The sequence below is a fragment of the Ideonella sp. genome (genome assembly GCF_036277275.1).
Lineage (GTDB): Bacteria > Pseudomonadota > Gammaproteobacteria > Burkholderiales > Burkholderiaceae_C > Ideonella.
Genome location: NZ_DASUNH010000084.1, coordinates 1 through 9864 on the forward strand (window position 1 = coordinate 1; position 9864 = coordinate 9864).

Consider the following 9864-nt stretch of genomic DNA (forward strand, 5'->3'; position numbering starts at 1 on the left):
ACGCTGGCGGCCGGGGCAGGCGCCGGCGCAGCGGCGGACGCAGACGCGCCGCCGCGCAGTGTCGGCATCGGCAACAGCTTGGGCGGCGGCACCGGACCTGGCGCCGGCACGACTGCCGCCGACGGCGGGCCGGATTGGCTCGGTGCCGGCACCGCCAGGGCTGCCGAGGCCGCTGCCTTGGCCACCGATGCGGCGGGCATCGCCACCACCGCCGACGCCCCCCGCACGACGGACGGCGCGGCCGGCGAGGACGCCGCGCGCGGCGCGGAAGCCGCGGCCGGCGGCACCGGACGGGCCGGCGTGGTCGCCGACGCCGGGATCGACGCCGCAGTCGCCGCAGTCGCCTCCGAGGCCACCGCGGCCGAACGGGCAGAAGGGGCGGAAGGGGCCACGGCGATCGCTGACGCCGGCGTCGACGCGGCCGGCACCGGCGCGCGCCCCGACCACTTGGCACGCAACCCCCATCCCGCCGCCCCCAGCGCCAGCGCCAGCCCGACGAGCGCTGCCGTCACCCTGGCACGGCTCAAGGGACGCGGCCCCCAGATCGCCGAACCTTCGGGCGCGATCAACAAGCGGCGCGGTTGGGCCCCCGGTGCCACCGGCTCGGTGACCGCCGCGGTCAGCAGGTAACGGGTTTCGGGCGCCGGCTCGGCCGAGGCGTCTGACCGGTCGACGTCACGCTGCGGCCAATCGGCCGGGCCGGGCCGATAGCTGACCGCATGGCGCAGCGCAAAGTCGACCAGCGTGCGGTGCGACAGGCCCGGCAGGAGGCTGGGCTGGTGGAACAGCGGCTGCGGCGAGCCACCCGGCTCGGCCGAACCGAACGGCAGCGCGATGACGCCCAACCCGGTGATATCGGCCGCCGACAGCCGACGGGCCAGCGGATGGCGCTGCTGCCAGGCCTGCACCCGGGCCACCAGGCGTCCGCTGGCATCACCCAGGTCCTGGGGCGGCGAAGCATCTGGCAGCGTCAGGTCGACCATCGAAGCGGCGGGGCCGGCCCTGGGCTGTCCGGTCCCGCGGGTTCAGCGCAGCGGGGCGACGTTGCGCAGTGTGCGCACCGCCCCTTCGCCGATCGAGGCACCGAAGCGCTTGGCCAGGCGCTCGGCCACGTTTTCCTGCGGCGTGTAGTCGACCACGTCTTCGTAGCCGATCACCTCGCGCGCCACGTAGTCGAGGTTGCCGAAATGGTCGGCCAGGCCCAGCTTGACGGCCTCTTCGCCGTTCCAGAACAGGCCCGAGAAGGTGTCCGAGGTCTCTTTCAGCCTGTCGCCGCGCCCCTCACGCACGACCTTGATGAACTGCTGGTGGATCTGGTCGAGCATCGCCTTGGCGTAGGCCGTCTGCTTCGGGTCGACCGGCGAGAACGGATCGAGCATGCCCTTGTTCGAGCCCGCCGTCACCAGGCGGCGCTCGACGCCGAGCTTGTCCATCAGGCCGGTGAAGCCGAAACCGTCCATCAGCACGCCGATCGAGCCGACCAGGCTGGCCTTGTCGACATAGATCTCGTCGGCCGCCACCGCGATGTAGTAGGCCCCGGAGGCACAGGTCTCTTCGACCACCGCGAGGACCTTCTTCTTGTGCTTGACCTTCAGGCGGCGGATCTCGTCGTAGATGATGCCGGCCTGCACCGGGCTGCCGCCGGGCGAGTTGATGCGCAGCACGACCGCCTTGGCGCCTTCGTCTTCAAAGGCCGTGCGGATCGACGACACGAGCTGCTCGGCGTTCGCCTCGGCGTCGACCGCGATCTCGCCCCGCACCTCGACCAGCGCGGTGTGCGGGCCGGTCGGCGCATTCGGATGGCCGCTGCGCTGGGTCGACAGGCCCCAGACGATGGCCAGCACCAGGCCGAACCAGCCCAGGCGCAGCGCCAGATTCCAGCGCCGGGCGCTGCGGCGATCACGCAGCAGCTCGGCCGAGACCTGACGCAGCAGGACCTCCATGCCCGCCAGCTGAGACGCCGGTGCCTCGGGAACGGGCGCTGGTGCGGGGGCCGGCGGTGGCGGCGCGACGACGGCCGGCGCGGGGGCAGCCGACTCGGGCGCGGGGGGCGGCGCAGGCGTCTGCGCGGGATCGTCAGGAAGGCTCATCGATAGCTCGGTGGCAGGCGGTTGGAAGGGGTCGGGCGCGGGTCTTGTCAGTCGAACATGACCGGCTGGATGTCGGGGCTAGGATACCAATACACCTGCCCGTCGCGCTCCACGACATCGAGCGCCATCAGGTGCTCGCCGCGGCACGGGCCGGCAATGCAATAGCCGTCGGACGGTTCGTAGGTCGCGCCATGGATCGAACAGATGATCCAGCGCTTGTCCAGGTCGAGGAACTCGCCGGGCTGCCAGTCCAGCTCGGTCGGCACATGGGCACAGCGGTTCAGGTAGGCGACCACGCGTCCGTCGAAGCGCAGCGCAAAGGCCCGTGCCGGTTCGCGCCACAGCATCACGTCGAACACCACCGCCTTGCCGCGCTCTTCGAGATCGGCGCTGGCGCAGACATGCTGCTCGGCCGGTTGGTCAGCCATGGTTCAGCAGCCAATCGTGCAACTCGCGGGTCGAGTGCGCGATGAACAGCGGCGACAGGGGCACGAAAGACTCGTGGTCGTGCGCGCCGAAACTGACACCGACCGAAGGCGTGCCGGCGTTGACCGCCATCTGAAGGTCGTGCGTGGTGTCGCCGATCATCAGCGTGCGGGTCGGATCGACACCGAACTCGGCCATCAGCTCCTGCAGCATGCGCGGGTGCGGCTTCGAGAAGGTCTCGTCGGCGGTGCGGCTGCCGTCGAACAGGCCCCGCAGCTCGGTCAGGCCCAGCACGTCGTCGAGCCCCCGGCGGTTCTTGCCGGTGGCCACGGCAAGGAAGTGCTGGCGCTCCTTCAGTGCTCGCAACATTTGCAGCGTGCCGGTGAACAAGCTCAGTTCATGCTGGCTGGCGAGGTAGTGATGGCGGTAGCGTGCGCCCAGCTCGGGGTAGCGCTCCGGCGGCAGGCCGGGCACGGCATATTCCAGCGCATCGCGCAGGCCCAGGCCGATCACGTAGGCGGCGCGCTGGTCGTCCGGCACCGCGACCTGAATGTCACGACAGGCGTTCTGGATGCTGCGCACGATCAGCGCGGTGGAGTCGAACAGGGTGCCATCCCAGTCGAAGGCGATCAGGTCGAAACGGCGGGTGCGGGTCATGAATTGTTCTGGCAGGCAAGGCTCGCGAGCAGTGTCTCGCATTCGGGCGGCAGCGGTGCCTGGAGCTCGATGCGCTCCCCGCTGGCCGGGTGGTCGAAGGCCAGGCGGCGCGCGTGCAGGAACATGCGGTCGAAGCGGCAGCCGCTCACCAGCCGGCCGGCGGCCAGGGCCTTGTTCAGCGCGAATTCACCGTACTTGTCGTCACCGACGATCGGATGGCCTTCATTGGCCAGGTGGACACGGATCTGGTGCGTGCGGCCGGTCTTGATCGTCACGTCCAGCAGCGTGAAACCCGGCGCCGTGTCGGGATAGGTGCCGACCACACGCACCAGCGAGATCGAGCGCTGGCCCTCGCCATGGTCGGCCGCCACCGCGCGCACGCGGCGTTCGCCGTCGGCATTCAAATACTTGTGCAGCGCGACGTCGATGACCTTCTTGTTGGCCGGCCAGGTGCCGCTGACCAGCGCGGCATAGGTCTTGCCGGTCTCGCGCTGGCGGAACTGGTCTTGCAGCGCCGTCAGCGCACTGCGCTTCTTGGCCAGCAGCAGCAGGCCGGAGGTCTCCTTGTCGAGCCGGTGCACCAGTTCGAGGAACTTGGCCTCGGGCCGGGCGCGGCGCAGCTGCTCGATCACGCCGAAGCTGACGCCGCTGCCGCCATGCACCGCCACGCCGGCGGGCTTGTCGATCACCAGCAGGTGCTCGTCTTCCAGCAGCACCGGGAATTCGCGCGGCGGCACGGTCTCTGTGGCCGCGCCCGCATCCGGCGTGGCGACGCGTACCGGCGGCACGCGCACCTCGTCGCCCAGTGCGAGCCGGGTGTCGGCCGACACGCGACCCTTGTTCACCCGCACCTCGCCCGAGCGGATGATGCGGTAGACGTGGGTCTTGGGCACGCCCTTGAGTTCGCGCAGCAGGAAGTTGTCCAGCCGCTGGCCGGCCGAGCCTTCGTCCACCGTCAGCCGCCGGACTTCCGGCGCGGCCGTCACCGTTTTAGGCGCCGGCTTGAGCGCCGGGATCGGGGCCCTGGGTGGGGCGGCGTGGGTCGTCGATGACGGCCGCGTGACACGGCCCGCCGGCGCGCGGCTTTTCGCCTTTATAATGGTCTGCGCCACGATAGAGCCGTAAGTGCTTGATTTTCAAGAGTTTACCCGGGCACAGCGGGTCTGAGGTGGCTGCGGGCGGTGATTACGCCCGTGATTTTCAAAGGTGATGCAACACGTTCACCGCGCTGTGGGATGGCGGGCTCCAAAGTGGCCGTCGGTCGTGGCGCCGAGCGTGGCAGAGAAACATTCGGATGTGCCGCCCCGCGATCTTGCGGGGATCCACCAAGGTTTTTGGCACGAGGCGATCGGCGCAACCCGCTCGAACGCCTCGACGCCAGCGACGACAACAAAAAGCGCCGTTCGCGCATGAGCTTCCCCCTCCCCCCTGGTCTGCTGACCCTCGGCCCCGGCGTCTTGCTGCCGGTGTGGCCCAGGATCGTGGCGGGCCTGCGTCCGGCATTGGCTGCCGGGTGGGGTTCGGGCTGGGCTTGCGCCAACGCCGCTGCTGTGCCGCCGCACGCGCCAACGCTGCCTCGCTGAACCTGCCAACAGCGGGTCGAAGCAGTCCAGGGCGATTCCTTCTTCCGGCCGCCGTTCTTGTTTTTCGTGCATCGGTCGAGGCGCGCGTTCGCCTGCTCGAAGCAGGCGGGCTGTCGCCTCACAGGCTCGCGCCTGCCCCGCACGGGGTGGGGGCGTGACGAGGAGTGCACATGAAACGTATGTTGATCAACGCGACCCAGCCGGAAGAGCGGCGCCTCGCGATCGTCGACGGGCAGAAGCTGCTCGATTTCGAGACCGAAATCGAAGGCCGCGAGCAGCGCAAGGGCAACATCTACAAAGCGGTCGTGACCCGCGTCGAGCCTTCGCTCGAAGCCTGTTTCGTCGACTATGGCGAAGACCGCCACGGCTTCCTGCCGTTCAAGGAAATCTCGCGCACCTATTTCAAGGAAGGCGTGGGCGTCCGTGACGCCAAGATCCAGGACGTCATTTCCAACGGCCAGGAACTGCTGGTCCAGGTCGAGAAAGAAGAACGCGGCAACAAGGGCGCCGCGCTGACCACTTTCATCTCGCTGGCCGGCCGCTACCTGGTGCTGATGCCCAACAACCCGCGTGGCGGTGGCGTCAGCCGCCGGATCGAGGGCGAAGACCGCGAAGAGCTGAAGGAAAACCTCGACCAGCTCGAGTACCCCAAAGGCATGAGCCTGATCGCCCGCACCGCCGGCATCGGGCGCTCGGCCGCCGAGCTGCAGTGGGACCTGAACTACATGCTCAAGCTGTGGGACGCGATCGACGGCGCGTCCAAGGGCGGCAAGGGTGCGTTCCTGATCTACCAGGAATCGTCGCTGGTGATCCGTGCGATCCGCGACTACTTCACCGCTGATGTCGGCGAGATCCTGATCGATACCGACGACATCTTCGAGCAGGCCCACCAGTTCATGAACCACGTGATGCCGGAAACGGCCAATCGCGTGAAGCGTTATCGCGACGATGCGCCGCTGTTCAGCCGGTTCCAGATCGAGCACCAGATCGAGACCGCCTTCAGCCGCACGGTGAACCTGCCTTCTGGCGGCGCGATCGTGATCGACCACACCGAAGCGCTGGTCGCGGTCGACGTCAACTCGGCCCGCGCCACCCGCGGTGGCGACATCGAGGAAACGGCCACCCGCACCAACCTCGAAGCCGCCGACGAAATCGCCCGCCAGTGCCGCCTGCGCGACCTGGGTGGCCTGATCGTCGTCGACTTCATCGACATGGAAGAGTCGAAGAACCGCCGCGAGGTCGAACAGCGCCTGCGCGACGCGCTGCGCCAGGACCGGGCCCGCGTGCAGTTCAGCTCGATCTCCAAGTTCGGCCTGCTGGAGCTGAGCCGCCAGCGCCTGCGTCCGGCCCTGAGCGAAGGCAGCCACATCACCTGCCCGCGCTGCAACGGCACCGGCCACATCCGCGACACCGAGTCTTCCGCGCTGCAGATCCTGCGCATCATCCAGGAAGAGTCGATGAAGGAAAACACCGCCGCCGTGCATGTGCAGGTGCCGGTGGAGGTGACCTCGTTCCTGCTGAACGAGAAGCGCACCGAGATCACCAAGATCGAGTTGCGGCAGCGCACCACCGTGCTGCTGGTGCCGAACAAGCACCTGGACACGCCGAACTACAAGCTCGAACGCCTGCGCCACGACGACCCGCGCCTGGAGAACCTGCAGGCCAGCTACACGATGATCGAGGAGCCGGACGACGAGGTCTCGATCTCGCGCCGCGAAAAGGCCAAGCCCAAGCAGGAGCCGGTGATCAAGGGCGTGCTGCCCGACCAGCCGGCCCCGGTGGCACCGCCGCCGGCCCCGGTGCCCGTGGCTGCAGCCGCCCCTGCACCGCAACCGGCTGCCGACCCGCAATGGGCCCGCACCCCGGCCTCCGCGCCGGCTGGCGGTGGCTTCCTCGGTTGGCTGAAGAAGCTGTTCGGCATCGCCGAGACCCCGGCCACGCCGGCGCCGGCTGCCCCGCCGGCGGCCCAGCCGGGCCAGCGCACGGGTGGCCGTGAAGGCGGTCGTCAAGAAGGCCGCGAAGGGGGTCGCGAAGGCGGCCGTGGGGATCGCAAGGGAGGTGGCCGCGATGGCCGCCGCGGTGAACGCAACGAACGCGGCGGCGAGCGCGGTGAGCGCGGCGCCAAGCCGGCCGACGGCAACCGTCAAGGCGCGCGTCAGGACCGTCAGGAAGGGCGTCCCGAGGGTCGCCAAGAGGGCCGCCCGGACCGTCAAGAAGGCCGCCAGGAAGGCCGTCGCGAGGCGGCAGGCCGCGGTGAAGGTCGTGGTGCCGAAGGCCGCACCGAAGGCCGTGACCGTGGTGACCGTCGCGACAACCGCCGCGGCGGTGCCGCCGCTCCGGCGCCCGTCAACGTCGAGACCGATCGTTTCGAAGCCACCCAGCCGCTGCCCGCGACGCGCAGCGCCGAGGAGGCGACCAAGCAGCGGCCACCGCGGCCCGAGCGCGAACGGGATCTCGAGCGTGAGCAGCCGTCCGAAGCCGAGGTGATCGAACGCACCGCCGAAGGCGTGGTGGCCGAAGGGGGCGCCGCGCCGGAGGGTGAACGTGGCGAGGGCGAAGGCCGCCGCCGCCGCCGCCGCCGTGGCCGGGGTGGCCGCGACGAAGCCCGCGATGGCCAGCGTGGCGAAGGTGACGCCGATGTCCAGGGCGCCGAAGGCGGAACCGTTGCCGAAGTCGGCGAAGAATCACCCGCTGCCGTGCCCGTGGCGGAAGCCGCCGAAGGCGAACGCCGTGAACCGCGTGAACCTCGCCAGCGTCGTGAACGCGGCGAGCGTGGGGACCGCGGCGAGCGTGGTGAACGCAGCGAGCGTACGGAACCGGCGAACCAGGGCGCCGAGCTGACCGCAGACCCGATCGAGGCCGCACGGGTGGCGACCGCGATCACCGAGCAGGCGGTCAGCGTGCCCGTCGTGGCACCGCCGCCGCCGCCGGCCCCCGCACCAGCGCCGGCCCCGGCCCCGGTCCGCGTCGAACCCTATGTGCTGGCCATGGACGAGCTGCAGCGCATTGCCGACACCGCCGGGCTGACCTGGGTCAACTCCGACGCCGACAAGATCCGCGCCGCGCAGGACGCGATGGCCGCGGAACCACAACCGGTGCACGTGCCGCGCGAAAGGCCGCCTGTCGTGGTGGTCGACGAGGGCCCGTTGGTGCTGGTCGAGACCCGCAAGGACCTGAGCCAGCTGACGTTGCCGTTCGACCCGCGCGGCGGCCAATCCAGCTGACCGGGCAAGCTCCATGAAAAACGCCACCCTCGGGTGGCGTTTTTTCTTGGCCGACGGCTGCGGCGCTACATCACCGCCGGCGAGCGCCCTGCCGGCACGCAACGCCCGGCTTCGCAGCGCGCGCCGGGATCGGTGACCAACGAGCAGTCCGACACCCGACCCGACTGCTCGGACTCTTGCTTGCGCGCCTGCGTGTAGGCATCGGCCAGCGCACGCAGCTTCTTGCCGTCGCTGGCCGCGGTGGACCAGACGACGTAGGTCTCCGGGCCACCACAGGCCTTGTGGCCGATCGCCAACGAGCGGCATTGGTCGTTGGCGGTGCAGGCCGCCGTGCCGATTTCCTCGCGGATCTGGCGCGACAGCGCATGGGTGTCGGCCGGTGGTGCCTTGGCTGGCGGCGCCGCGCAAGCCACCTGCAGCACGCCCATCACGCAGGCGGCCAGCAGGCCGGGCCTGCGCCACGGAATCTTCTTCATGCGCTCTCCTTTGAATTAGGGGGGAAGTGTGGCACCGCGTCTGACCGGGCCAGTTTCCACGGGTTCCCACGGTAGGGCCTGAAAAACGCGCTGCCTAGACTGCCCCGCACTGGCCTGACGCCTGCGAGGGTGCCGCGCCAGGTCCGCGCTCCAGCCGTGACCCGCAAGACCCTGCCGACCCGGCAGGGCCCTGCCCGCGGGCCTTTGCTTTTCTCTCCAACCGACGAGGAATCGACATGGCTTCACCCTTCACAAGAGGTCCGATCGCCCTGGCCTGTGGCCTGGCGATGGCGGCCGGCGTGGCGCACGCCGCCGGCGCCGCAGCCCGCCCGTACATCGTTCAGCTGGCGGATGCGCCGGCCGCGTCCTACCGCGGCGGCGTGCCCGGGCTGGCCGCGACGCAGGTCGCCGAGGGCCAGCGCCTGCGTGCCCACTCACCGCAGGTACAGGCCTACGTGGCCCACCTGGACAAGCAGCAACGCGCCGCACTGGCCAAGGTCAACGGGCCCGTCAGGCTGCTGCACCGCTACCACTACAGCTTCAACGGCTTCTCGGCACTGCTGAGCGACAAGCAGGCACGCCAACTGGCGCTGACCCCCGGCGTGCTGGCGGTCACGCTGGACACGCCGCGTGAGCTGAACACCAACTACACGCCGCACTTCCTCGGGCTGGACCAGCCCGGCGGCGTCTGGTCGCAAGACCGCAAGGGCACGCTCGTCAAGGGCGAAGACGTGGTCATCGGCATCGTCGATGGCGGCTTCCAACCCGAAAACTCTTCCTTCTACGACCAGGTCGATGCCAATGGCAAGCCGGTCAAGTCCGGCGGCACGCTGGCCTACGGTCCGCCGCCCGCAGGCTGGGCCGGCAGCTGCGTCGCGGCACCCGGTTTCGACCCGGCCAAGCACTGCAACAACAAGGTCATCGGCGCCCGCGCCTTCGACGAAGTCTTCAAATCCACCGGGCTGCCGGTCGCCTGGTTCGACTTCCCCGGCGCGCCGCGCGACGTCGGCGGCCATGGCAGCCATACCGCATCGACGGCCGGCGGCAACGCCAATGCGGATGCGGTCTCGCACACCCAGAACGTCGGCCCGATCTCCGGCGTCGCCCCGCGTGCCCGGCTGGCCGCATACAAGGTCTGCTGGGCCTGGTTCAACGCCGGCACCGGCGCGTTCCAGACCAATTGCTGGTCCGGCGACTCGGTGGCCGCGATCGACCAGGCCGTCGCCGACGGCGTCGACGTGATCAGCTACGCGGTGTCCGGGCCGGCAGGCGCCGAGTCCGCCGCGGTCCGGCTCGCCTTCCTCAACGCCACCGCGGCGGGCGTGTTCGTCGCCACGTCCGCCGGCAACGGTGGGCCCGGGGAGTCCACGGTGGCGCACACCAGCCCGTGGGTGACCACGGTGGGCGC

7 protein-coding genes and 1 pseudogene are annotated in these 9864 nt (G+C 70.0%); 2 read left to right on the forward strand and 6 right to left on the reverse strand.

The window, feature by feature from the left end; all coding sequences use genetic code 11:
- From VFY73_RS14570 to VFY73_RS14590, 5 genes and pseudogenes are all read right to left on the reverse strand, one after another.
- Window positions 1-983 (reverse strand): annotated as a pseudogene (locus VFY73_RS14570) (hypothetical protein); the annotation flags it as partial.
- Between the two features lie 42 nt (window positions 984-1025).
- Entirely contained in the window at window positions 1026-2090 is a 1065-nt protein-coding gene (locus VFY73_RS14575; protein ID WP_329719937.1) for a S49 family peptidase, read from the reverse strand.
- Window positions 2091-2137: 47 nt separating this feature from the next.
- Entirely contained in the window at window positions 2138-2518 is a 381-nt protein-coding gene (locus VFY73_RS14580) for a Rieske (2Fe-2S) protein (RefSeq protein ID WP_329719939.1), read from the reverse strand.
- On the reverse strand, window positions 2511-3173 hold the full coding sequence (locus VFY73_RS14585) for an HAD-IA family hydrolase (protein WP_329719941.1): 663 nt from the start codon (window positions 3171-3173) through the stop codon (window positions 2511-2513). The genes VFY73_RS14580 and VFY73_RS14585 overlap by 8 nt, the downstream gene beginning before the upstream one ends.
- Window positions 3170-4159: an RluA family pseudouridine synthase gene (locus VFY73_RS14590; protein ID WP_329719943.1), complete on the reverse strand. Its 990-nt coding sequence runs from the start codon at window positions 4157-4159 to the stop codon at window positions 3170-3172. Before VFY73_RS14590 ends, VFY73_RS14585 begins: the two co-directional genes overlap by 4 nt.
- Window positions 4160-4926: 767 nt before the next feature.
- Here VFY73_RS14590 and VFY73_RS14595 point away from each other — a divergent pair.
- Window positions 4927-7980, forward strand: coding sequence for an Rne/Rng family ribonuclease (locus VFY73_RS14595; protein ID WP_329719945.1), 3054 nt, complete (start codon window positions 4927-4929; stop codon window positions 7978-7980).
- Between the two features lie 65 nt (window positions 7981-8045).
- Here the strand turns inward: VFY73_RS14595 and VFY73_RS14600 are convergent, their stop codons facing one another.
- A complete protein-coding gene (locus tag VFY73_RS14600) occupies window positions 8046-8456 on the reverse strand; it encodes a hypothetical protein (protein ID WP_329719947.1) in 411 nt (136 codons plus the stop codon).
- Between the two features lie 236 nt (window positions 8457-8692).
- On the opposite strand from VFY73_RS14600, the gene VFY73_RS14605 reads away from it, so the two are divergent.
- The coding region (locus VFY73_RS14605) for a S8 family serine peptidase (protein ID WP_329719949.1) at window positions 8693-9864 on the forward strand (1172 nt) is incomplete at its 3' end.

Coding starts and splice junctions, on each gene's coding strand:
- VFY73_RS14585 (WP_329719941.1), bottom strand. CDS start 3,173: ATGACCCGCACCCGCCGTTTCGACCTGATCGCCTTCGACTGGGATGGC.
- VFY73_RS14600 (WP_329719947.1), bottom strand. CDS start 8,456: ATGAAGAAGATTCCGTGGCGCAGGCCCGGCCTGCTGGCCGCCTGCGTG.
- VFY73_RS14595 (WP_329719945.1), top strand. CDS start 4,927: ATGAAACGTATGTTGATCAACGCGACCCAGCCGGAAGAGCGGCGCCTC.
- VFY73_RS14575 (WP_329719937.1), bottom strand. CDS start 2,090: ATGAGCCTTCCTGACGATCCCGCGCAGACGCCTGCGCCGCCCCCCGCG.
- VFY73_RS14580 (WP_329719939.1), bottom strand. CDS start 2,518: ATGGCTGACCAACCGGCCGAGCAGCATGTCTGCGCCAGCGCCGATCTC.